We start from the raw sequence: 22,578 nt of genomic DNA, 5'->3' as shown, positions 1-22,578 counted from the left end.
ACGTGATGGGGGGCGGAGGGCTGGCCGTTTGTGGTTACCGTGAGTGGGCGTCCAGGCCAGCACGGTGGGTGACGTTGCCGGGCGGCTCGCCGTACCGGACGAGAACGTGCCAGAGCTGTTTGAGGTGCTGGAGTGTCTCGACCGTCGGTCCCCGGTCCGCCCACCGCTCCGGCTCGGTGACCACCGACACCGCACCCCGGCCGATCAGCGCCGCGTCCACCGGGTCGCCCGGTCGGGCGAACTCGCGGTGCAGTCGCGCCGCCAGCACCGGGATCGCCGGGCCTCGGAACTCGGCGTCGACCCGGTCGACGGCCAGCGCGAAGCCTGGGTGCCACCGCAGCGGGAAACCGTGCCGCCGGGCGATCGATTCCAGCGTCGCGCCGGTCGGGGTGCCGGCGAAGGACGGGTCCACCACCAGTTCCTCGACGTCACGCGCGAGGTCCAGGGTGCCGTGGATCTGGGCCTCCACGTAGTCGTCGAGCGCACGGCCGACCATGAACGGCGCAGGTGGCCCGTTCCGTAACGTCCGGGCGAGGGTGCCGACGTCCGTTCCGGCACGTCCCAGGCACGCACCGGTGGCGGCCATGTCGGTCAGGAGCCCGGCGAGCACCGGCTCGAAGGCGTCGGCGGTGCCCACCACCCGGGGACCGAGGTGGCTGTCACCGAGGCAGAAGGTCGCCCGGGTCAGCACCGCCGGACGTAGCCGCAGGTGGCAGGAGCCGAATCGAGGGCAGGCGCCGTCGGCGTGGTGGAGCAGGTTCAATCCGCCGTACACCGGGCGATCAGCCGGCCTGACCCCGGATCGGCCAGGGCCGCTTCTTGCGCCGGGGTGAGAGTGGCGGCCCGGAAGCTTCCCGGCTCAGCTGTCGCCGTCACCGTCGGGCTCCGCGTCCCGCGTCCCGGCACTCGCCGCTGAACGCCGCCTCCTCCGGCAGGCCCAGCGCGTCCCGGAAGAACGCCACGGCGGCCTCGTGGTCGGCGGCCTCCACCACGAGGCGCAGCTGACGGACGACGGGGGCGGGCAGGTCGGCGGCCATGAGCGGAATCATAGGCGGGGCGGGTTAGGTTGGGACCGTCCAGGAGGGAGCGAGGATGGTCGAGGCTGGGAGCTATGACGCGTACCCGCTGCACCCGGTCAGCCGGGTCGCCTCCTCGCTGACCGACGCGGCGAGCGCGCCACGGCAGGGCGACGAGGGCGCGCCGACGGCGTGGCTGGTCTTCGATCCGCAGGTCGAGCGGGCCCTGCGTGACCTGCGGGTCGGCGCGGAGCTGCTGGTGCTCACCTGGTTGGACCGCGCCCGACGCGACGTGCTGGCGGTGCACCCGCGCGGCGACGAGACCCGGCCGGAGACCCCCTCGACGGCACCCTGATCCTGGACGTCAAACCGGTGCTGGGCGCGGCCGACGAACGCTGAGCCCGTCGACCACCCACCAACACGTCAGCAGGCCGACACGCCGGCCCGAGCAGGACGCCCCGCGGGAGTCAGTGGCCGCGGTCCAACCATTCCTGCAGCTGCGGCGCCTCCGCGCCGATCGTCGTGTCGTCGCCGTGACCGGTGTGCACGACCGTCTCCGCCGGAAGGGTCAGCAGGCGGGTACGGATCGACCGGACGATGGTGTCGAAGTCGCTGTACGAGCGGCCCGTCGCGCCCGGACCACCGGCGAAGAGCGTGTCGCCGGTGAACACCGCGCCCAACTCCGGCGCGTGGAAGCTGCACGCACCGGGGCTGTGCCCAGGAGTGTGCAACACCCGCAGCGTGGTGCCGCCCACCTCGATGCTCTGCCCGTCGTGCAGCTCGCCGTGGGGCGGCAGGTGCGGGTGGACCATGTCCCAGAGGACCCGGTCCGCGGCGTGCAGCAGCACCGGCGCGCCCGTGGCCTCGGCCAGCTCGGGAGCCGCCCGGACATGATCGTCGTGGCCGTGGGTGGCCAGGATCGCCCGGACCTGCCGGTCGCCCACCAGCGCGAGGATCGCCGCCACGTCGTGCGGTGCGTCCAGGACGACGCACTCGCGGTCGTCACCGATCACCCACACGTTGTTGTCCACGTCGAACGTCTGCCCGTCCAGCGAGAACGTGCCCGAGGTGACCGCGTGGTCGACCCGGGCGGTCACGGGAACACCACCACCGAGCGGAGCACGTCGCCGTGGTGCATCCGGTCGAAGGCGTTCTCGACCTGGTCGAGAGCGATCTCCTCGGTGACGAACGCGTCGAGGTCGAGTCGCCCCTGCAGGTACAGCTCGGTGAGCATCGGGAAGTCGCGGCTGGGCAGACAGTCGCCGTACCAACTGGACTTGAGGGCGCCGCCACGCCCGAAGACGTCCAACAGCGGCAGCTCGACCTGCATCTGCGGGGTCGGTACGCCGACCAGCACCACAGTGCCGGCCAGGTCGCGCGCGTAGAACGCCTGCTTCCACGTCTCGGGTCGGCCCACCGCGTCGATCACCACGTCGGCGCCGAAGCCGCCGGTGGCGGCACGGATCGCCTCAACCGGGTCCGTCTCGGACGCGTTCACGGTGTGCGTCGCGCCGAACTGGCGGGCCCAGTCGAGCTTGCGGCTGTCGGTGTCCACGGCAACGATCGTGGTGGCGCCGGCGAGGACCGCACCGGCCACCGCCGCGTCCCCGACGCCACCGCAACCGATCACCGCGACCGAGTCGCCCCGGCTGACGTTTCCGGTGTTCATCGCCGCACCGAGCCCGGCCATCACCCCACACCCGAGCAGACCCACGGCGGCGGGTCGGGCCGCCGGGTCCACCTTGGTGCACTGCCCCGCGTGCACCAGGGTCTTCTCGGCGAACGCACCAATGCCCAGCGCCGGGGCGAGTTCGGTGCCGTCGGTGAGGGTCATCCGCTGGGTGGCGTTGTGGGTGTTGAAGCAGTACCAGGGGCGACCCCGCCGGCAGGCGCGGCAGACCCCGCAGACCGCCCGCCAGTTGAGCACCACGAAATCGCCCGGGGCGACGTCGGTGACGCCCTCGCCGACCTGCTCCACGATGCCCGCCGCCTCGTGACCGAGCAGGAACGGGTAGTCGTCGTTGATGCCACCCTCGCGATAGTGCAGGTCGGTATGGCAGACACCGCACGACTGAATCCGGACGATCGCCTCACCGGGCCCCGGATCGGGCACCACGATGGTGGTGACCTCGACCGGCGCGCCCTTGCTGCGGGAGATGACTCCCCGGACTTCCTGGCTCACTTCGCCTCCTGCTGATGGTCTGCGGCAGGGCCGGGTGCCGGGGTGGGCGGGTGTGCCACGGGCTCGGCGCTGGGCCCCCGGCGAACCTACCGCGACCACCACAGCCTGCCCAGCCGGCCCGGCGGGTTATCGCGGGCGGTCCGGGGTACGCGGGCCGCATTCGACAACGGCCAACGGGAGTGACCAATGAAATTCGCCCACCTGCCGCTTCGGCTCACCATCGGCGCGTACTTCATCAACTCGGGTCTGAGCAAGCGCAACCTGGAAGGCGGCGCGGCGGAGGGCATGCACGGGATGGCAGTCGCCGCCATGCCTCAGCTCGGTCAGCTGGAGCCGGCGCGCTTCGCCAAACTGCTGTCGTACTCGGAGATCGCCCTGGGGGCCGCGCTCATCGCGCCGTTCGTCCCGGCGCCCCTGGTCGGGCTCGGCCTGACCGCGTTCGGCACGGGCCTGGTGCAGCTGTACCTGAAGACGCCGGGGATGCGTGAACAGGGCAGCATCCGACCGACCCAGCAGGGTTCGGGGCTCGCCAAGGACGTCTGGTTGGTCGGCGCGGGGCTGACCCTGGTGTTCGAGGGGTTGACTCACGGCCGTCGGCGCCGCTGAGGCGGCCTGAGGCACTGCGGTGACTCAGCCTCGGTCCGTGCGGCCGTTCTACCGGCCGATGCGGCCACATCGTCGCGATGAGCCGCACCGCGCGGCCACCCCGCTGGAACTGTTCTTCGACCTCTGCTTCGTGGTGGCCGTGGCGCAGGCCGCCACCAGCCTGCACCACTTCCTGGCCGAGGGTCGCCTCGCCCACGCGGTCACCGGCTACGTGATGGTGTTCTTCGCGATCTGGTGGTCGTGGATGAACTTCACCTGGTTCGCCTCGGCCTACGACACCGACGACGACGTCTTCCGGATCACCACCCTGGTGCTGATCCTCGGGGCGTTGATCCTGGCGGCCGGTGTGCCACGTGCCTTCGCCGACAACGACTTCACCGTCATCACCTACGGGTACGTGGTGATGCGACTGGCCGCCGTGGCGCACTGGAGCCGGGCGGCGGTCGGCGACCCCGCGCACCGTGCGGCGGCGCGCCGCTACGCGATCGGGGTGACGCTGGTGCAGATCGGGTGGCTGCTGCGCCTGTTGCTGCCCCTTGAGTGGGGGCTCGCGTCGTTCGTGCTGCTGGCGCTCGCCGACGTGCTGGTGCCGGCGGTGGCCGAACGCCCCGGCATGACCCCCTGGCACCCGGCACACATCACCGAGCGGTACGGGCTGTTCACCCTGATCGTGCTCGGTGAGGCGGTGGCGGCCGTCTCGTTGGCGATTCAGGACGGGCTCGACGCCGGGGAACACGACCTCTGGTGGCTCGCGGCGTCGGGCGCGGTCATCGTGTTCGCGCTCTGGTGGCTCTACTTCGACCGGCACAACGAGGCACCCGACCGGCTGCCGTACTCCCTGGTCTGGGGTTACGGCCATTATTTGATCTTCGCGGCGATCGCCGGGGTCGGCGCGGGCCTGGGTGTGGCGGTGGACTACGAACGGCACCTCGCGCACATCTCGGAGCGGACCGTCGGGTACGCGGTGGCCGTTCCGATCGCCGTCTTCCTGCTCACGATCTGGGTGCTGCACGTACGCCGGCAGCAGCACGGGACGGTGGTGGTCGCCTTCCCGGTCGTCGCCCTGTTGGCACTGCTCACGCCACTGGGCCCCGCCCCGGTGTACGTGCTCGCCGCGCTGCTGGTCGCTCTCGTGGCGATCACCGTGTTGTTTCGCCGCCACGACGTGGGGCGGACCGCGGCGGTGGCCGACCCGGCCTGACCGCGGTCACGCCACCGGGAGCTTAGTCCTCCGACGCCCGGGTGAAGATCATGATCCAGTTGGTCTCCCAGGTCTGCTCGCCGTCGACCGAGAACGCCTGCTCCCAGCGGGCGGTGGTCGCGCTGATGTCCGACCAGATGAACCGGCACCGCACCGGACGCCCCTCGTGCTGGTCGTCGGCGTAGAAGTGGCCGACCCCGTCGACGAAGCGACCGACCATCGGCGGCAGCCCCAGCACCCCGGTGTCACTGCTCATCCAGTAGATCGACCACTCTTCGCGGGCCGGGTCGAAGATCCGGATCGTGGCGCCAGCGGAGCCCTTGGTCGGGAACGTGATCTCGTCGAAGTGACCGCCGCCGGCGAAGAAGCCGTGCGCCACCGACACCCCCGGGAACTCCTCCCACTCGTCGGAGCCGACCAGCCGCTTGCGCAGCCTCCGGTTGACGACGTTCCAGGTGCCCACAAAGAAGTCGAAGTCGCCCATCAGCGGCCCACCGGCCCTTCCGCTCGCGTGTCACGCAGATAATTGGTCAGATTCGGACTCTCCGGCAGGAGCATGTGCCGGACCCAGGCGGCCCGTTCGTGTTCCAGCACCGCCAGCTCCCAGACGCAGCCCACCGCGGGCCGGCGCAGCTCGACGAAGTATGTGGGGTCCTGGTCCGGACAGTCCAGTGCCGGTTGCCCGGCCGCCGCGACGCGGATCTCCACCGCGTTGTCCCACACCCAGGTGTACACCAGCAGGTAGGCGCCGGTGTCCGCGCCCCGGTGCAGCACCACCCACCCGGCGGCGGGGGTGCCGTCGTCCGCGACGTCGGCCAGCATGGCGGGCAGCAGGTCGTACGCGGCCTTCTCCACCTCCGGTTCGAGCGGCCGTTCCGGCTGGTCTATGTGGTACCGCTTGAGCTGGCGACCGTCCACCGTGATCGGTCCCGGTGTTCTCAGATCCTTGTCGCGAAAAGCCATGCCGGGACGGTACGACCGGTCCCCTGACAGCTAGTGTCAGTGAAGTGCGAGCCAGTCGACTTCTCTCCGTCCTGCTGCTGCTGCAGTCGCACGGACGATTGACCGCCACGCAGCTCGCCGGGCGGCTGGCCGTCTCCCCCCGCACCATCTACCGGGACGTCGAGTCGCTGCACGCCGCCGGCATCCCGCTCTACGGCGAGGCCGGGCACGCCGGCGGCTACCAACTGGTCGACGGCTGGCGGACCCGCCTCACCGGGCTGACCGCCGAGGAGGCCGACCGACTGTTCCTCGCCGGGCTGCCCGGCCCGGCCGACGAGTTGGGCTACGGCGACGTGGTGGCGGCGCTGCAACTCAAGCTGCACGCCGCGCTCCCCGCGCCGCTGCGCGACCGGGCGACCCGACTGCAACAACGCTTCCACCTGGACACCCCCGGGTGGTACGCCGACGGTGACGCCTCCCCCGAGTTGGCCCGCACGGCCGAGGCGGTCTGGCGGCAGCACCGCGTCGAGGTGCGCTACCGCGGCTGGAACGGCGAGGTGACCCGGGTCCTGGAGCCGTACGGCCTGGTCCTCAAGGGCGGCCGGTGGTACGTGGTGGCCGCCCAGCCCGGCCGGGGCGCACCGGCCACCTACCGGGTCAACCAGATCCTCGCGCTCACCCCGCTGGCGCAGGAGTTCGACCGACCCGCCGACTTCGACCTGCCGGCCTGGTGGCGGGCGCACGTGGTGCAGTTCCGGGCCCGGCTGCACCGCGACGAGGCCCACGTCCGGCTCTCCCCCGCCGGGCGGGAGCGGCTGCGCGAGATCGGCAGCGATCCGGTGGTGACCGCGATGGACACCAGCGCCGGGCCACCGGACGCGCGGGGCTGGGTGAGCGCCGTGCTGCCGATCGAGTCACTCACCCATGCCCACGGTGAACTGCTGCGCCTCGGCGCCGACGTCGAGGTGCTGACCCCGGTGGCGCTGCGCGAACGGCTCGCCGCCACCGCGGCCGGGCTCGCCGCGCTCTACTCGCCCGCCTGATCAGGGCCGACCCGTTCCACAGTGGAAGGGTCGGGGGCCTCGGTTGTCGGCACGATGTGCCACCCTGGGACGGTCATCAACGGTCACCGGAGGTGAGGGTCACGCTACGGCTACGCGCACTGGTCGCCGTCCCCGGCACCGGGCCGGTGACCCTCGACGTTCCCGCCGGCACGCTCGCCGCCCTGGTCGCGCCGCCCCGGTTCGGCACCGCGGTCGCCCGGGTGCTGGCCGGGCTCGCCCCGCCGGTGACCGGTCGCATCCTCGTCGGAGACCGGGACGTCACCGGCCTACCGCCGCCCCGCCGGCAGATCGGCTACGTGCCCGCCGGTGGCGCGCTGCTGCCGCAGCTGACCGTGCGCCGCAACATCGAGTACGGCCAACGCAAACGCGAACGGGTGCACGAGGTGGCCAACGACTGGACGGCCACCGTGGTCGACCGGCTGGAGTTGGCGCTCTCCCTCACCCTGCTGCCGCACCAGATCTCCGCCGCCCAACGGTTCCGGGTGGCGCTCGCCCGAGCGGCAGCGTGCCTGCCCGAGGTGCTCGTGGTCGACCTGCCAGCCGGTTCGGCGGGCGACAGCCGCCTCGGTGACCTGGTGCCTCGGCTCTCCCCACCGGACGCGCCCGGGGTGGCGGTGCTGGTCTGCACCGCCGACCCGGCCACCCTGGCCGAGATTCCGGTGCGACACGACCTGGTCACCGAGCCGAGCGAGGCACCCCGATGAGGCCGGCCGTCCGAGCGCGTCGTCGTACGCTGCTGCGCGCCGCCGCCGCGGGCGCCACCGCGCTGGCCGCCGGCTGCTCCGGCGGGACCCGCTCGGTGCAGGTCGCGGTGGTCTGGAGCACCAGCGAACTGGACCGGTTCCGTGAGGTCGTCGCCGGCTACCCCGCCCCCGTGCAGGTGGTCAGCGCCGGCAACGACATCGACGCGTTCCTGCGTGCCCGACACCTCGCCGGCACCAGCCCGGACGTGGCGATCCTGCCGCGTCCCGGCCTGGTCACCGAGTACGCCGAACGCGGCTGGCTGAGCCCGGTGCGTGCGTCCACCGGGTACGCCGTACCCGCCGAGCTGGGCGAGCTGCTGACGGCCGAGGGCCAGCGCTACGGCGTCTGGGTCAAGGCGGCGCACAAGTCGCTGGTCTGGCATCTGCCCTCGATGCTGCCCGTGCAGCCGGTCGACTGGGACGCGCTGGTCCGGCGTACCCAGGAGCTCGCCGCGCTCGCCCGGCGCGACGGCGGGCCGGCGCCCCTGGCCATCGGCGCCGCGGACGGCTGGGTGCTGACCGACTGGTTCGAGAACGTCCTGGCCGACGTGGCGCCGGAGAGCTACAACGCCCTCGCCCGCCCGGACGCCGACTGGCAGGGCAGACCGGTGCGCGAGGCGCTGGACCGGCTCGCCGGGCTCTGGAGCATCAACGGGGCGTTCGTCGGCGGCGGCCGTCGCGCCCTGCTCACGCAGTACGAGGAGTCGGTGATCCAGGTGGTGCACACCCGGCGGGCGGTGATGCTCGTCGGGGCCGACTTCACCGCCGACGTCGCCAACCCGTTCCGGCGCGGCTCGGAGGCGCCGGTCACGTTCCGGTTCCCGGGCACCCAGCCGGGCGGCGGCCCACTGATCGTCGGCGGGGACGCGGCCGTGGCGTTCGCCGACGCCCGGGGCGGGGTCGAGTTGGTCGAGTGGCTCACCAGGGCCGACTCGTTCCAGCCGTGGCTGCGCGCCGGCGGCTATCTCTCGCCCAACACCAATGTCACGATCGGCAGTTACCGGGACGGCGTCGGCCAGCGACTGGCCATGGAGATGCGGGCGCCCGGCACCCTTCGTTTCGACCTCTCCGACCAGTTGCCCGGCGCGTTCACCGGCTCGGACGGGGTCGGCATCTGGCGGATCATGCAGGGCTTCTTCGCCGACGTCACCGACGGGGTCCGCGCCAGCGAGGCGATCCGTCGGGTCACCGGTCTGCTCGCCGCGGCGGCCCGCAGCGCGGGGGGCGGCCGATGAGCCAGGTGCGGGTCCTCGGCGAGTTGGCGGTCCTCGACGATGTCGGGCCGGCCCGGCGGGGTCGGGCGTATCCGGCGGCGGGAGCGACGTCGGCCCTGCTGCTGCCGGCCGCGGTGCTGCTCGGCGGGCTGGTGCTGTGGCCGGTGCTGCGGACCATGCATGCCAGCGTCACCACCGACGGCCACTGGGTGGGCGCGGCGCACTTCCGGACCGCCCTCGCCGCCCCGGGCACCGGCGCGGTGGTCGGCCGGACGGTCCTCTGGGCCCTGCTGGTGCCGGCGGTGGTGACGGCCCTGGGCTATCTGCTCGCCGCCGCGTCCCGCCGCTCTCAGGAGGGCGGCCTGGTCCGGTTGATCCTCCTGGTGCCGGTGGCGTTGCCGCTGGTCGTCACCGGGGTCACCTTCCGACTGATGTACGACCCGGACCCGAGCCGAGGGTCGGCCACCCTGGTCGCGACCCGACTGACCGGCCGCTCGGTCGAGGACGCGCCGCAGTTGCTCGGGCCGGGGATGGTCACCGTCGCGTTGATGTCGGCGTTCGTCTGGGCCTGGGTCGGATTGGCGGTGCTGGTCTTCCGGTCCGCCCTGGACGCGGTGCCGCCGAGTCTCGCCGACGCGGTCCGCGCCTACGGCGGTGCGCGTCGCCATGTGCTGTGGGACGCGCAGTGGCGGCCACTGCTGCTGCGGACCACCGCTGTGGTCTTCGCGTTGGTGGCGGTCGGCACCAGCCGTACGTTCGATCTCATCCTGGTGATGACCCCCGGTTCGGTCCGCGACGAGGCGTCGGTGCTCGCCCTGCGGATCTGGCAGACGTCCGGGGGCACCACCACCGGCGACGGTGCCGCGCTCGGCGTGGTGTGGCTGGTGGCGGTCATCGGCGGAATCATGGTGGCCGCGCTCTTCGTCCGGCAGGCCTGGCCCCCGCCCCGCGTCGAGGCGGCACCGGAGCCCGCTCCGGCCGCCCCGCCCCGGCGGGTGTTCCGACTGCTCGCGGCGGGTGCCGCGATCGCCTGGCTGGTGCCGCTGGCGGTGCTGGTCGCCACGTCGGCGCACGGCCGGGTGGACGCCGCCGCGCGCGGCTGGTGGTCCGCGCCACCGAACGGTGAGTCCTACCGCGACCTGGTCACCGGCACGGAGCTGTGGCGCACGCTGGGCTTCACCCTGCTGCTGGCCACCGCGGTGACCGCCACGGTGCTGGTGGTCGCGTTGCTGGCCGCGTACCCGTTGGCCTGGTTGACCGGGCCGGCCGCGCAGGCCACCGGGCTGCTGCTGCTGGCCGCCAGTGTGGTGCCGATCCAGGTCATCGCCGGGCCGGTCAACGAGGTGCTGGGCCTGGTGCTCTCCTCCGGCACGGCTCAGGGTCTGGCCCTGGTGCACATCGCGCTGGGTGTGCCGTTCGCGGTGCTGGTGCTGCGCAACGCGTTCGCCGACCTGCCGGTCGAGCAGGTCCGCGACGCCCGGCTGGGCGGGCGCCGGTGGTGGCACACGCTGCGCCGGTTGGCCCGGCACAACCTGTCGGCGGTGGTGGCGGTCTCCGTGCTGGAGTTCGTCCAGGTCTGGAACGACCTGGTGGTGGGACGCCTGTTCGGTGGGCCGGGGGCGTCGCCGCTCGGGCCGTTCCTGGCCGAGCAGACCCGCGGCTTCGTGAGCAACAGTGGCGCGTTGGCCGCCAGTTCGGTGCTCGCCTCGGTGCTGCCGGTGGTGCTCGTGGTCCTCTCCCGGCGGCACCTGGTCGCCGGGCTGGTCTCCGGGGGTGTCCGGTGACCGGGCCGGGTGGTGCGCGGGGTGGCTCGCGCTGGCCGGCGCTGATCGCGATCGGCGGAGTGGTCGGCAGCATCCTCGCCAACGTGGCCAGCAACCTGGCCGGCAATCTCCTCTCCGAGCTGGCGGCCAGCGTGCTCGGGCCGGTGACCATCGTGCTGGCCGCCGGCGGCGTGGTGGGTTACGTGGTGTACGAGGTGCGCCGCCGCCGGGCCGACCGCGAGGTCGGCCCCGAGCCGACGGAGGTGCTCACCACACCGGCCACCGGGGCGCCCACCCTGCCCTACACGGCCGAGTTCACCGGTCGCGAGGAGCACGTCGCCGCGCTGGTCGATCTGCTCGCCCGAGAGCACGCCGTGGCGGTCCTGGGCCGACGCGCGGTGGGCACCTCCGCGTGCGCGGTGCAGGCCGCGAACCGGTGTCGGGAGGACTTCCCCGACGGGCAGTACTACCTCGACCTGCGGCGGCGCGGCCGACCCCGCTCGGCTCGGCAGGTGCTCACCGCGCTGGCCCGGATCCTGGGCACCGTCCCGCCGACCTCCGGCCGGCCGGACGCGCTCGCCGCCGCCGCAGACGCGCTCCGCGGTCAGCTCGACGGTCGCAAGATCCTGCTGGTGCTGGACAACGTCGATCGTCCCGACCAGGTCCGCCCGCTGTTGCCGCCGACCGCGCGTACCTGCCGCCTGCTGCTCGCCGGCGGTCCGGCGCTGGTCGGTCTGGAGGGCGTCGTCGCGCACTGGATCGCCGAACCGGGCACGTCCGAGGCGGTGAAGCTGTTCGCGACGGCGGGCGGGGCCGCGCCGGCCGCGCGGGTCCGTCGCGCCGACCCGCGCACCGACCCGGCGGTACGCGACATCGTCGACCTGTGCGGGCGACAGCCGCGCACCGTCCGCGCCCTCGGTTACCGCACGGCTCAGCACGGCTGGCGGCACTCCGACGTGCTGGACGCGCTGCGCCGCGCGGTGCAGACGCCACCGCACCAGCGGCTCGCCGTCTCACCGGCGGCCCGGCTGGTCACCGAACGGGACATCGCGTACCAGGCGTTGCCCCGCCAGGCCCGACGGTTGTACCGGCTGATGTCGCTGGTGCCCGCCCCGGTGGACCGGCCCACCATCGCCGCGCTGGCCGGGCGGCACTCCGAGCTGGTGACCGCGCTGCTCGACCGGTTGGCCGCCGCCGCGTTCGTGGTCGGCGCGTCCGGCGACCGGTACGAGATCCGCCCCCTGCTGGCCGGCAGCGCCCGACTGCACCTGCGGGACGCGGATCCGGCCCGGGCCCGGGTCGCCGCGCAGGCCCGGCTGACCCGGCACCTGGCCCGCCGGGCGGAACGGCACGCGGCCAACCTGGGGGTGCTCGGCTCCGCCGGGGACCGGGAGTGGTCGCTGCCGCTCGACGACGACCCGTACGGCTGGTTCGACCTGCACCAGGAGCTGCTGCTGGCGGTGGTGCGGGTGCCGGCCGGCGCGAAGGAGACCCTGCCCCGCCGGGTCCGCCGGTGGTGGTTCCGGTTGGCCGTGGCGCTGTGCGGGTGGTTGGCGTACGCGGAGCGGCTCGACGAGTGGGAGCAGGTGTGCCGCACCGTGCTGGCCACCCCGACCGCCGACGACCGCCCGGAGATCGCCGGGTGGGCGCACAACGAGCTGGGGGTGCTGCGTCGACGCCGACACGACCCGCAGGGGGCCGCCGCCGCGCTCACCCTCGCGGTCAACGAGCGGGGGCGCCGCGGCAACGCCCAGGCGCGGATGAACCTCGGCCTGGCCCTGCTCGACCTGGGGCAGCTCGACGACGCGGTGGAGCACCTGGAGATGTCGCGCCGGCACCGCTCCGGCGCGGACCGGGCCGGGCACGCCCTCACCGACCTGGGTCTGGGCGCGGCCCAACTGGCCCGGGGAGAACCGGACACCGCGCACCACCATCTGGTGCGGGCGGCCAACACGTTCCGGTCGGTGGGCGACGCGCGCGGGTACGCGGCGGCGCTGACCAACCTGGTGCTGGTGCACGCGGCGCTCGGCGAGCACCTGGACGCCGCGCAGGCGTGGCGGGCCGCACTGCGCGAGTACGAGTCGGTCAACGACCCGACCAGCCGGGCGACGGCTCTGCTCAACGCCGGGGCGACGCTGTTGAGCAGCACCCCGGGGCAGGCGCGGACGGCGTACGAGCTGCTGGCCGAGAGCCGCCGGCTGCGCGAGGAGAACCGGCCGACCGCCGGGCTGGCGCGCACCCTGCTCTACCTGGGTGACGCCTGCGCCGCGCTGGGCGACCGGGCGGACGCGCGGCGGCACTGGGCGGACGCGGCGGCGGTGGCCGAGGAGGTCGCCGACGCCCAGGGGTTGGCCGCCGCCGACGCCCGACTGGGCCCTGCTTCATAGGGGCGGCCGAGCCGAGGCGGGGTCCGGGCGACGATCCGGCGGCGTTGCGGTTCCGTCCGGGCCCGCCGCAGGCCGGCCAGTCCGTAGGGAGCAGGCTCTGAAGGACGACGCCGAGAGCCGGGTGACGTGGGTCGCTCGGGTTGGTCGGTGGCACGGCTCTGGGAGACTCTGTGATCGTGGACGCGCTCTCGGTACGGGGACTCAGCCGAAACTTCGGCGACCTGGTGGTGCTCGACGATGTGAGCTTCACGCTCCCGGCGGGCCGGATCGCGGTGGTGCTGGGCCCCAACGGCAGCGGGAAGACCACCCTGCTGCGTTGTGTGGTCGGCGCCGACCGGCCGGACGCGGGTGAGGTGCTGGTGCAGGGCCGCCGGGCCGACGAGACCGACCCTCAGGTGCGGGCGCTGGTGGCGGCGGCCCTGGACGACATCGATTTCTTCCCCGACCTGTCGGTGGTCGAGCACCTGGAGCTGATCGCGTACGCCCACGGGGGTGACGCCGAACCGGTCGGAGAGGTGCTGGCCGAGCTGGGTCTGGAGCCGGCCCGCGACCAGTTGCCGGTGACGCTGTCGAGCGGGCAGCGCCGCCGGTTGGCGTTGGCGTCCTGTTTCGTCCGGCCCCGCCGGGTGTTGATCCTGGACGAGCCCGAGCAGCGGTTGGACGTCCGTGGGCGGCAGTGGCTCGCCGACCGGCTGCTCCGGGAACGGGCGGCGGGCACGGCAGTGCTGCTGGCCTCGCACGACCCGGAGCTGATCGACGCGGTGGTCGACGAGCGCATCGAGATCGGCAAGTGACCGCCGCACCGGCCACGATCGCCGACGCGCCGGCCGGGGTGCCCACCGCCCGGCAGGTGCGGGCGCAGCTTCGCCGGGCCCGCAGTCGACACCACGACCATTCCCTCGGCGACGTGCTCGGTGACGCGTACGTCATCGTCCTGTTCGTGGGCATGTACGGCTGGTTCGCGATCAGCGCCAGCCGCGACCTGCTGGATTCCCCCACCGTGGGGCAGGCGGAGCCGGGCGTGCGGTGGTGGCTGGCGGTCGCCGCGCTGCTGGCCGGCGCGGGCCTCGCCTGGCGTGGCCTGCGCGCGCTCGGCCCGCTGCTGGTCACCCCGGCCACGCAGAGCTGGGCGACCAGCGCGCCCATCGACCGGCGGGCGTGGCTGGCGCCGCGCTTCGTCCTGTTGCTGGTGGGCGCGGCGGTTGGCACCGCGGCGCTCGGGGTGGCCGTGGCGGCGCTCGCTGGGGTCAGCGCACCGGCCGCCCTGGGCTGGGCTGCTGCGGCCGGCGCGGGGTGGGGTGCGGCCGCGTTGGCGCTCAGCGTCGTGGCCCAGAGCAGCCGCTCGGGGCGACGCTGGCCGACAGTGGTCGGGGCGGCGCCGATGGCGGCGGCGGCCCTGATCACCGCCGTGGTGGTGCTCGTCGGTCGCCTCGGTGACGGGCTGCCCCGGCCGGGGTCGACGCCGGCCGTCGCGCTGGTCGCCGTCGCGGTGCCCCTCGCGGTGGTGGGCACGATCCTCGCGGTACGCGCGCTGCCGCGGGTCGACCGGGCCTCCCTGACCACCGGAGCGCAGTTCGCCAACGCCGCCGCCACGGCCACGATCCTGCTGGATCCGAGCCTGCTCGTCGGTCTGGTGGAGAGCCGCCGCTGGCGCCGGATCGGCAAGGTGCGCAGCAGCCGGTTCCTACCCGGACCCGGCTGGTGGGCGCTGCTCCAGGCCGACGTGCGCCGGCTGCGCCGGCACCCGAGCGCCGTGCTGATCTGGGCGGCGCTGCTCGGGGTGCAGTACGCTGCCGCGCTTGCCCTGCCCGGGTTGGCGGGGGCGGCGCAGGTGGTGTTCGCGTACCTCGCCGCCGACCGGCTGACCGGCGGTCTGCGGGCGGTCAGCCGCTCACCCGGGCTGCGCCGGGCGCTGGGCGGCAGCGACAACCTGCTGCGCGGGATCCACGTGGTGGTGCCGGCCGTCGGCGCGGGCCTGTGGTGGTTGTTGACAGTGCCGACCGTCGACCCGGGGCCGGCCTGGCTGGCACCGATGCTGGCGCTCGGGGTGGTGGCCGCCGCGTTCCGGGCCGGCACCCGGCCGCCGATCAACTACGGCGGCGCGACGGTCAACACGCCGTTCGGGATGGTCCCGGTCGACCTGCTGCGTCAGGGGTCACGCGGGCCGGCGCTGCTCGCCGTGCTGGTCCTCGTCCAGCTGTTCCTGGGCTGACCCGGAGCGGCTGTCGTTTCCGTCCAAGACAGCGTCGCGACCGCGATCTAGCGTGGACCCAGCAGCCGCGATCCGAGCCCAAGGAGACACACAATGCGCGATCTGGTCTACACCGGTTTCATGTCGCTCGACGGCGTCGTGGACTCGCCCGGCGGCGGGCCGGGTGAGGAGCACCGCAGCGGCGGTTGGGTGTTCAAGGACCTCGAGTTCGTCCCGGAGGCCTGGTCACTGAAGGGCGAGGAGCTCACCGACACGACGGCGCTGATGTTCGGCCGTCGCAGCTACGAGGCGTTCGCGTCGACCTGGCCCGGTTCGGAGGACCACGCCGGCTACAAGGAGCTGCCCAAGTACGTGGTGTCGAGCACGCTGTCCGACGACGCGCTCGTCGACGGGTGGGGGCCGACGACGATCCTGCGGTCGGCCGGGGACGTCGCCGCGCTCAAGCAGTGCGAGGGCGGCGCGATCTTCATCCACGGGAGCGCGGAACTGGCCCGGCGGCTGTCCGATGAGGGACTGATCGACCAGTACAACCTGCTCGTCTTCCCCGTGCTACTCGGTGCCGGCAAGAGCCTGTTCGGCCGGGCCGACCGAGACAAGCACATGCTGACGCTGCGAGAGTCGGAGAGCTACTCGAACGGCATCCTCAAGGTGGTCTACGACGTCAAGCGCTGATCCAGGTCGAGGGCGATGGCGCCGCCGGTGCCCTCGCGTAGCTGCCGGACGGTGCGTCCGAGGTAGGAGCGCAGTGCCCGGGCCAGGTGAGGCTCGTCGAAGTAGTCGAGCTTGGCGACCACGTCGGCGGCCGGGTCGCCGGTAGCCAGCAGCTCCGCCGCCGTACGGGCCCGCTCGATCTGCCGGACCGCGCCGCGTGTCAGTCCAGTCGCGGCGCGGAACCGGCGTTCGACGGTACGCCCCGAGACGTCCGGACGGTGGCCCCGCAGCAGCTCGGCGACGAGCGAGTCCCGGACCACGGTCCCGGCCCGGACGAGGCCGTCGACCAGGGCCTCGGCGTCGTCGGGGCCGGGCGTCTCCCAGCGCGTGCCGTCCAGCCGGAACGTCCGGCGCGTGGTGTCGGGGAGCTCGATGCCACCGTCGACAAGCGTCGGGGTGGGCACGGCCCGCAGCGAGGTGCCCACGGCGAACTCGATGCCGGTGAAGGTCGCGCCCTCCGGCATCGGCGCCGTGCCGGTCCGGGTCTCGGGGCCGGTGATGCTCGCGTGCGTCCGGCCAGCCTGCTCCCAGAACACCAGGCCCCACCGCACCCCTGCGACGGACGTCATCGCAGTGACCCGCTCGCTCGTGCAGGTCCACACGGTGTCGACCCAGGGCGAGTCGGACCCGCGCGTCTCGAATCGCAGTCCCACCGGCGAAGGATAACGCCCGGCGAGCACGGTGGATCGGACGGTCCTAGCCGGAGCGGAGGGCGGCGGCGATCGTGGCGACGCCGTCCTCGATCTCGGTCGGCGTACGGGCCGCGTAGCCGAGCACGAGACCCGGTCGGTAGGGCCGTTGGCAGTGCCAGGACAGCGGTTGCACCTTCACCCCGCGTGCCATCGTCGCCGCCGCCAACTCGGTGTCGACCACGGCGTCGTCCAGCGTGATCATCAGGTGCAGACCGGCGGCGGCGCCGTGCACAGTCGCCGATGGCAACGCGCGGGCCAGCGCGGCGATCATGGCGTCCCGCCGGCGGATGTGTCGGCGGCGCAGCAGCCGCAGGTGCCGTTCGAAGGCGCCGGAGGTCATCAGCTCCGCGAGCACGAGTTGCGGTAGCACGGCGTTACCCAGGTCGGCCTTGCGCTTGGCGGCCACCACCGCCTCGCGCAGTCGCGACGGCACGAGCAGCCAGCCGGTGCGCAGGGCGGGGGCGAGCAGTTTGGAGACGCTGCCGGCGTAGCAGACCTGCTCGGGCAGCAGACCCCGCAGCGCCGGCACCGGCGGACGGTCGTAGCGGTGCTCGGCGTCGTAGTCGTCCTCGACGATCAGACCCCCGGCCCGTGCCCAGGCGACGAGTTGGCGGCGGCGGTCACCATCGAGCACCACGCCGGTCGGGAACTGGTGCGCGGGGGTGAGCATCACGGCCGGTACGCCACTGACGGCCAACTCGTCGACCCGCAGTCCGGCGTCGTCGACAGTGATCGGCGGGGTGTCCACCCCCCAGTTGTTCAGGTGCTGCCGCACGCCGAGCGAGCCCGGGTCCTCGACCGCGATCCGGTGGACGCCGGCAGCGGTGAGTGCCTGGGCGAGCAGCCCGAGCGCCTGCGAGACGCCGGCCACGATGATCACCTCGGCGGGGTCGACGCCGATACCGCGGTTGCGGGCCAACCAGGCGGCGACGGCCTGTCGCAGCGCGGGCGCGCCGCAGGGGTCGCCGTAGCCGAAGTCGGCCGCGGCGAGGCGGCGCAGCACGGTCCGTTCGGCGCGCAGCCAGTCGGCGCGGGGAAAGGCGGCCAGGTCGGGTACGCCGGGCGCCAGGTCGATGGTCGCGGGCGCCGCGCGTACCGCTTCGAAGATGTCGGTGCCCGGTGCCGGCGGGAAGGTCGCGACCGGCGCGGCGGCCGGGGCGGGGGTGGGGGTGGCCGCGGCCGGCGCGGCGACGACGACAGTGCCGGCGCGACCCCGACCGGCGACGTGCCCCTCCTCGGTGAGGCGCTGGTACGCCTCGGTGACCACGCCCCGGGAGACGCCGAGGTCGGCGGCGAGCACCCGGGTGGGGGGCAGCCGGTCCCCGACCGGCACCCGACCCTCGGCGATGGCCTGCCGCAGCCGGTCGGTCAGCCAGTCGGCGCGCCCGCCCGGCGCGGCGTCGGTGATGGTCAGGTGCAGGAAGTCGGACCCGGCCGGTATGGACCTGTCAGACGCCGTTGGTTTGGCTCTGCCCATCGGACCATTGTGGCAGCAGAGTGAGCGGGAGCCAGACCTGCCAACTCCGCCGGAGGACGACGTGAGCATCCCGTTCCTGATCACCACGCTGATCGTGGTGGTCACCCCCGGCACCGGGGTGATCTTCACGCTCTCCGCCGGGCTGTCACGGGGTGCTCGGGCCGGGGTGCTGGCCGCGCTCGCCTGCACGCTGGGGACGGTGCCGCACCTGTCGGCCGCGATGACCGGGCTGGCCGCGCTGATGCAGACCAGCGCCGCGGCGTTCGAGACAGTCCGCTACCTCGGCGTCGGCTACCTGCTCTACCTGGCCTGGTCCATCGCGCGTGATCGCGACGCCTTCGCGGTGACGACCGACGCCCCACCCCGCTCGGCGATCCGGGTGATCATCTCCGGGGTGCTGGTCAACCTGCTCAACCCGAAGCCGACGATGTTCTTCGTCGCGTTCCTGCCGCAGTTCGTGGACACCACGGCACCGGGCTCGACCCGGGCGATGCTCGGCTGCGGCGCGGTGTTCATGCTGCTCACCTTCGTGGTGTTCAGCGGCTACGGCATCTTCGCGGCCCGGGTACGCGACCGGGTGCTGACCCGACCCCGGGTCACCGACTGGCTGCGCCGATCCGCCGCCGGCACGTTCGTCGCGCTCGGCGTGGCCCTCGCCCTCACCGAACGATAGGACCACAGTGCAGTTTCACCATTCGTCACAGCTACGCGACGCGTACCCCGATCTGGTCGCCGGGGTGGTGCTGGCCTCCGGAATCACCGCCACCGCCGACGAGGCGGGACGCACGGCCGACTATCTGACCGAGGCCCGACGGCGGTTGACCGCCGACGGGGCCGAGAGTGGGTTTCCGGAGATCCAGGCCTGGCGGCGGGCGTACGCGGCGATGGGGCTGCGGCCCACCAAGTACCGGTGCGCCGCCGAGGCGCTGCTGCGCCGGCTGCGCCTGGACGGCGAACTGCCCCGGGTGCACCCGCTGGTCGACCTCTGCAACGCCATCTCGGCCGCGTACGCCATCCCGGTCGCCGCGCTCGACCTGGACCGGGTCGACGGCGACCTGGTGGTCCGGCCGGCACGCGGCGACGAGGCGTACCTGAGCTTCGCGGGCGACACCGAGCATCCCGAGCCGGGCGAGGTGACCTTCGTCGACTCCGCCGGGCGCGCGCACGCCCGGCGGTGGACGAACCGGCAGAGCGGCTGGTCGGCAGTGCGGGCGGGCACCTCGTCGGTGCTGATCGTCGCCGAGGCGCTGCACCCGGGTGCCGAGCCGGCCGTGACCCGGCTGGTCGCCACCCTGGTGACCGAGCTGACCGAGGGGTGGTCCGCCCCGACGGCCACTGCGGTACTCACCGCCGCCGCGCCCCGTTTCCGCACCCCCGAACCCGGATGACGGCAGGGGTCAGGCGGTGTCGCCGGGCACCAGGTGACGGTAGCCGGGGATCGTCTCGGTGAACCAGCCGGCGACGCTGGCCAGGCCGCGTTCGTTGAGCTGCGCGTCGTGGATCGGGTACGCCGCCGCCGCGCCCACTGCGGCGGCGAATCGGATCGCCTCGTCGAGGCGCAGCCAGGACCCCTGGGCCGGGACGAGCAGGGTGCGCACCGGCTCGTCCGGCACGTGCAGCGCGTCGCCCGGGTGGTAGAGCTCGTCAGCGATCAGGTAGCCGAGGTTCGGGCAGTCGGGCTGCCCCTCGTGGATGGCGGCATGCCGGCCGCCGTGGGCGCTGACCGTGATGCCGGCCGCGGTGAACCGCTGCCCCGCGCGGACGCGGGTCACCGGCAGCGGGGCGAGATCCGGCAGGCGGGCACCCTCCGGGGCGTACACGGGGACACCGAGACCGGCGAGCCGCAACACGTCCACGTGGTCGGTGTGTTCGTGGGTGACCAGGACGGCGTCCGCGCCGACCAGGGCGTGTGGCTCGCTCCACGTCCCCGGGTCGATCACCAGCACCCCGCCGTCATGTTCGACGCGGACGCAGGCGTGGGTGAACCGGGTGATTCGCATCCCGGCGACGGTACGCCATCGACGGACTCCGCGTCGGGGAAGCGCGCGCGGTGACGCTTGCCCCGGGGCGGCCGGCGACACGCACACACGGTGACCCCGACCGGCCCGGTCGGCTCGGCACAGGAAACAATGGTGGCCCACCCTGATCGTCAGGAGGACCGCCGGCGTGTCGCACCGCACCGCACCGCCGTCCGGGGCGGCGCAGCTGCGCGCCGACTGCGGACGCTGCTTCGGGCTGTGCTGCGTGGTACCCGCGTTCGCCGCGTCGACGGACTTCGCCATCGACAAGCCGGCCGGCTCGCCCTGCCCCAACCTAGGCACCGACCACCGCTGCGGCATCCACACCGAGCTGCGGCAACGCGGTTTTCCCGGCTGCACGGTGTTCGACTGCTTCGGCGCCGGGCAGCAGGTCGCCCAGGTGACCTTCGGCGGGCGGGACTGGCGGGACGCGCCGGAGACGCTGCCGGCGATGGCGGAGGCGTTCGCGGTGCTGCGACCGCTGCACGAACTGCTCTGGTACCTCACCGAGGCGGTGGCGCTGCGCCCGCCGGCCGACCTGCGCGCCGAGCTGGAACGGGCCCGCACCGAGACGCTGAAGCTCACCGAGGGTGACCCCGCGCAACTTCGCGCGGTGGACGTCGCCGACCACCGGGGCCGGGTCAACCCGCTGCTGTCCCAGGCCAGCGAGGCGGCCCGCGCCCCCGGTGGCGTCGACCGCCGGGGCGCGCACCTGCTCGGGGCGGACCTGCGCCGCGTCGACCTGCGCCGGGCCAACCTGCGCGGGGCGGTGCTCATCGGCGCCGACCTGCGCGCAGCGGACCTCGGCCTGGCCGACGTCACCGGCGCGGACCTACGCGGGACCGACCTGCGGGGCGCGGACCTGCGGCACACCCTCTTCCTGCACCAGACCCAGCTGGACGCCGCCCGGGGCGACCTGGGCACCCGGCTGCCGCAGACCCTCACCCGGCCGGCGCACTGGACGGCGCTGCCGCTCACCCCGGTCCGCCAGCCGGCCCGGTCCCCCGCCCGGCGGGGCCGCCGCCGCTGAGCGCGAGGTTTCGGCCGGGACGACGCCGGGTAGCCAGCGCCGACGCGGACCGGCATCGACGGGAGGCACGGCGTGGGCTACCGAAATCGCCAAGGTAAGCAGCCGGGCGACCCGCAGCACAGCGAGGGCGAGGTCGGGCAGGTGCCGCTGGCGCAGGTCGAGGCGGACACCGAGGTTCCCGCACCGGCGGACACCGACGTCGCACCGGACATCGTGACCGAGCCCGACAACTCGGGCGTCGCCGGTGGTTCGTCCGGCAGCAGCGGTGGTGGCTCCACCATGCCGGGGCACCCCGACGCGACCCGCTGACCCAGGCTCAGCGGCTGGTCAGCGCGGCCCGTGCCTTGGTCATGCCCTTGTTGGCGAGCCCGTCGGCCCGCTCGTTCTCCGGGTGCCCGTTGTGCCCCTTGACCCACAGCCAGGTGACCTCGTGCCGTTCGCAGGCCGCCTCCAGTCGCTGCCACAGGTCGGCGTTCTTCACCGGCTGCTTCGCGGCGGTCCGCCAACCGTTGCGCTTCCACGACGCCAGCCAACTGGTGATGCCGTTGCGCACGTACGTGCTGTCGGTGTGCAGCTCCACGGTGACCGGCCGGTTCAGGCTCTCCAACGCCTGGATGGCCGCCATCAGCTCCATCCGGTTGTTGGTGGTGGGCGTGGCCTCACCGCCGCACAACTCCCGCTCGTGATCGCCGTAGCGCAGCAGCGCGCCCCAACCACCCGGCCCGGGGTTGCCACTGCACGCCCCGTCGGTCCAGATCTGCACGCCCCTGCCGGCCGCCGCGTCCACCATGCAAGGCAACCTACCGGGCGCGGACGTCGTCCTCCCCGCTCGGGGGCGGCGCGCCGAGCGTCGGCGCCGCACCGTACCCCGTCGCAGGCGGCGCGGGAGACGACGCCGGTCAGGTCGGACGCGGTGCTCCACCCGCGCCCAACGCATCGCCCACCACCGCCGGTGGGATGGCCGGCGCGGGCCGGGTGGGGCGCAGCCGGTCGCGGACCCGGTGTACGGCGTCACCGGCGGTCGCGGCGATCATTGGCATCAGCCGGGTCGAATTCATGATCGCGATCTCCTCGGCCGGGGTGGTCCGACCGTCGAGGAAGCGCAGCACCCGCTCGGCCGGGTTGCGGTCGAAGAGCCGGTCGAAGAACTCGGGGCCGCCCACCCCACCCCGGTCCAGCGCCCGCAGCGCCACCGCGTCCATCCAGCGGTGCCGGCGCGGGTACGCAGCCTGCGGCACCGGCGGCCGGCCCGCCGCGAGGGCACGGGCCACCTGGTCGGCCTGGCGGTACATGGCGGAGAAGGTGAAGCCGGTGGAGGGG

Annotated in this window: 25 protein-coding genes and 1 pseudogene; 15 read left to right on the top strand and 11 right to left on the bottom strand. The window is 73.7% G+C overall.

The window, feature by feature from the left end; genetic code table 11:
- Positions 1-34 precede the first annotated feature (34 nt).
- Both DLJ59_RS27505 and DLJ59_RS27500 read right to left on the bottom strand, forming a co-directional pair.
- A pseudogene (locus tag DLJ59_RS27505) lies at positions 35-787 on the bottom strand (DUF3626 domain-containing protein); the annotation flags it as partial.
- A gap of 85 nt (positions 788-872) precedes the next feature.
- Positions 873-1,037 carry a hypothetical protein gene (locus tag DLJ59_RS27500; protein WP_244236267.1) on the bottom strand — a complete coding sequence of 55 codons (165 nt, stop codon included), beginning with the start codon at positions 1,035-1,037 and terminating at the stop codon, positions 873-875.
- Positions 1,038-1,092: 55 nt separating this feature from the next.
- On the opposite strand from DLJ59_RS27500, the gene DLJ59_RS27495 reads away from it, so the two are divergent.
- On the top strand, positions 1,093-1,371 hold the full coding sequence (locus DLJ59_RS27495) for an SAM-dependent methyltransferase (protein WP_124775953.1): 279 nt from the start codon (positions 1,093-1,095) through the stop codon (positions 1,369-1,371).
- Between the two features lie 112 nt (positions 1,372-1,483).
- Here DLJ59_RS27495 and DLJ59_RS27490 read toward each other — a convergent pair whose 3' ends face one another.
- Positions 1,484-2,113, bottom strand: a complete 630-nt coding sequence (locus DLJ59_RS27490; protein ID WP_124775951.1) for an MBL fold metallo-hydrolase — start codon at positions 2,111-2,113, stop codon at positions 1,484-1,486.
- Positions 2,110-3,198 carry an S-(hydroxymethyl)mycothiol dehydrogenase gene (locus DLJ59_RS27485; RefSeq protein ID WP_124775949.1) on the bottom strand — a complete coding sequence of 363 codons (1,089 nt, stop codon included), beginning with the start codon at positions 3,196-3,198 and terminating at the stop codon, positions 2,110-2,112. The genes DLJ59_RS27490 and DLJ59_RS27485 overlap by 4 nt, the downstream gene beginning before the upstream one ends.
- 186 nt (positions 3,199-3,384) lie before the next feature.
- Here DLJ59_RS27485 and DLJ59_RS27480 point away from each other — a divergent pair, with 186 nt between their 5' ends.
- Positions 3,385-3,804 carry a hypothetical protein gene (locus DLJ59_RS27480; protein WP_124775947.1) on the top strand — a complete coding sequence of 140 codons (420 nt, stop codon included), beginning with the start codon at positions 3,385-3,387 and terminating at the stop codon, positions 3,802-3,804.
- A gap of 37 nt (positions 3,805-3,841) precedes the next feature.
- Complete coding sequence (locus tag DLJ59_RS27475; RefSeq protein WP_244236266.1) at positions 3,842-5,005, top strand: low temperature requirement protein A; 1,164 nt, start codon at positions 3,842-3,844, stop codon at positions 5,003-5,005.
- Positions 5,006-5,027: 22 nt separating this feature from the next.
- On the opposite strand, the gene DLJ59_RS27470 is transcribed toward DLJ59_RS27475, so the two are convergent.
- On the bottom strand, positions 5,028-5,489 hold the full coding sequence (locus tag DLJ59_RS27470; protein ID WP_124775945.1) for a hypothetical protein: 462 nt from the start codon (positions 5,487-5,489) through the stop codon (positions 5,028-5,030).
- Positions 5,489-5,968 (bottom strand): hypothetical protein, encoded by a 480-nt coding sequence (locus tag DLJ59_RS27465; protein ID WP_124775943.1) that lies wholly within the window; start codon positions 5,966-5,968, stop codon positions 5,489-5,491. Before DLJ59_RS27465 ends, DLJ59_RS27470 begins: the two co-directional genes overlap by 1 nt.
- Positions 5,969-6,012: 44 nt before the next feature.
- Between DLJ59_RS27465 and DLJ59_RS27460 the strand changes: the two genes are divergently transcribed.
- The 8 genes from DLJ59_RS27460 (at position 6,013) to DLJ59_RS27425 (ending at position 16,002) form a co-directional block, all read left to right on the top strand.
- The gene (locus tag DLJ59_RS27460; RefSeq protein WP_124775942.1) at positions 6,013-6,990 is read left to right on the top strand and encodes a helix-turn-helix transcriptional regulator; all 978 of its coding nucleotides are present in this window, start codon (positions 6,013-6,015) and stop codon (positions 6,988-6,990) included.
- A gap of 92 nt (positions 6,991-7,082) precedes the next feature.
- Positions 7,083-7,715, top strand: coding sequence for an ATP-binding cassette domain-containing protein (locus DLJ59_RS27455; RefSeq protein ID WP_158630916.1), 633 nt, complete (start codon positions 7,083-7,085; stop codon positions 7,713-7,715).
- Positions 7,712-8,989, top strand: coding sequence for a type 2 periplasmic-binding domain-containing protein (locus DLJ59_RS27450; RefSeq protein WP_124775940.1), 1,278 nt, complete (start codon positions 7,712-7,714; stop codon positions 8,987-8,989). The genes DLJ59_RS27455 and DLJ59_RS27450 overlap by 4 nt, the downstream gene beginning before the upstream one ends.
- Complete coding sequence (locus DLJ59_RS27445) at positions 8,986-10,752, top strand: ABC transporter permease (protein ID WP_124775939.1); 1,767 nt, start codon at positions 8,986-8,988, stop codon at positions 10,750-10,752. The genes DLJ59_RS27450 and DLJ59_RS27445 overlap by 4 nt, the downstream gene beginning before the upstream one ends.
- Positions 10,749-13,118, top strand: a complete 2,370-nt coding sequence (locus tag DLJ59_RS27440; RefSeq protein ID WP_124775937.1) for a tetratricopeptide repeat protein — start codon at positions 10,749-10,751, stop codon at positions 13,116-13,118. The genes DLJ59_RS27445 and DLJ59_RS27440 overlap by 4 nt, the downstream gene beginning before the upstream one ends.
- Positions 13,119-13,288: 170 nt before the next feature.
- Complete coding sequence (locus DLJ59_RS27435) at positions 13,289-13,912, top strand: ABC transporter ATP-binding protein (protein WP_124775935.1); 624 nt, start codon at positions 13,289-13,291, stop codon at positions 13,910-13,912.
- The gene (locus tag DLJ59_RS27430; protein WP_124775933.1) at positions 13,909-15,330 is read left to right on the top strand and encodes a DUF6297 family protein; all 1,422 of its coding nucleotides are present in this window, start codon (positions 13,909-13,911) and stop codon (positions 15,328-15,330) included. Before DLJ59_RS27435 ends, DLJ59_RS27430 begins: the two co-directional genes overlap by 4 nt.
- Positions 15,331-15,423: 93 nt before the next feature.
- A complete protein-coding gene (locus DLJ59_RS27425) occupies positions 15,424-16,002 on the top strand; it encodes a dihydrofolate reductase family protein (RefSeq protein WP_124775931.1) in 579 nt (192 codons plus the stop codon).
- On the opposite strand, the gene DLJ59_RS27420 is transcribed toward DLJ59_RS27425, so the two are convergent.
- Together DLJ59_RS27420 and pdxR are read right to left on the bottom strand one after the other, a co-directional pair.
- Complete coding sequence (locus DLJ59_RS27420; protein WP_124775929.1) at positions 15,984-16,694, bottom strand: helix-turn-helix domain-containing protein; 711 nt, start codon at positions 16,692-16,694, stop codon at positions 15,984-15,986. The genes DLJ59_RS27425 and DLJ59_RS27420 overlap by 19 nt on opposite strands.
- Positions 16,695-16,737: 43 nt before the next feature.
- The gene (gene pdxR, locus DLJ59_RS27415; protein WP_124775927.1) at positions 16,738-18,210 is read right to left on the bottom strand and encodes a MocR-like pyridoxine biosynthesis transcription factor PdxR; all 1,473 of its coding nucleotides are present in this window, start codon (positions 18,208-18,210) and stop codon (positions 16,738-16,740) included.
- 61 nt (positions 18,211-18,271) lie between these two features.
- Here pdxR and DLJ59_RS27410 point away from each other — a divergent pair, with 61 nt between their 5' ends.
- Together DLJ59_RS27410 and DLJ59_RS27405 are read left to right on the top strand one after the other, a co-directional pair.
- Positions 18,272-18,883: a LysE family translocator gene (locus DLJ59_RS27410; RefSeq protein WP_124775925.1), complete on the top strand. Its 612-nt coding sequence runs from the start codon at positions 18,272-18,274 to the stop codon at positions 18,881-18,883.
- A gap of 7 nt (positions 18,884-18,890) precedes the next feature.
- Positions 18,891-19,598 carry a B3/B4 domain-containing protein gene (locus tag DLJ59_RS27405; protein ID WP_124775923.1) on the top strand — a complete coding sequence of 236 codons (708 nt, stop codon included), beginning with the start codon at positions 18,891-18,893 and terminating at the stop codon, positions 19,596-19,598.
- Between the two features lie 9 nt (positions 19,599-19,607).
- On the opposite strand, the gene DLJ59_RS27400 is transcribed toward DLJ59_RS27405, so the two are convergent.
- Positions 19,608-20,210 carry an MBL fold metallo-hydrolase gene (locus DLJ59_RS27400; protein WP_124775921.1) on the bottom strand — a complete coding sequence of 201 codons (603 nt, stop codon included), beginning with the start codon at positions 20,208-20,210 and terminating at the stop codon, positions 19,608-19,610.
- 166 nt (positions 20,211-20,376) lie between these two features.
- Here DLJ59_RS27400 and DLJ59_RS27395 point away from each other — a divergent pair, with 166 nt between their 5' ends.
- Entirely contained in the window at positions 20,377-21,258 is an 882-nt protein-coding gene (locus DLJ59_RS27395) for a pentapeptide repeat-containing protein (protein WP_124775919.1), read from the top strand.
- Positions 21,259-21,330: 72 nt separating this feature from the next.
- Positions 21,331-21,567, top strand: coding sequence for a preprotein translocase YidC (locus DLJ59_RS27390; protein WP_124775917.1), 237 nt, complete (start codon positions 21,331-21,333; stop codon positions 21,565-21,567).
- A gap of 7 nt (positions 21,568-21,574) precedes the next feature.
- Here DLJ59_RS27390 and rnhA read toward each other — a convergent pair whose 3' ends face one another.
- Positions 21,575-22,048, bottom strand: a complete 474-nt coding sequence (gene rnhA, locus DLJ59_RS27385; protein ID WP_124775915.1) for a ribonuclease HI — start codon at positions 22,046-22,048, stop codon at positions 21,575-21,577.
- A 109-nt stretch (positions 22,049-22,157) separates the two neighbouring features.
- Positions 22,158-22,578, bottom strand: a 421-nt coding sequence (locus DLJ59_RS27380) for a lycopene cyclase family protein (RefSeq protein WP_244236265.1), incomplete at its 5' end; no start/stop codon positions are given.

This window comes from Micromonospora inaquosa, from assembly GCF_003857055.1.
In the GTDB taxonomy this organism is placed as follows: Bacteria; Actinomycetota; Actinomycetes; order Mycobacteriales; family Micromonosporaceae; genus Micromonospora; species Micromonospora inaquosa.
This window is presented reverse-complemented; position numbering and strand designations above follow the sequence as displayed.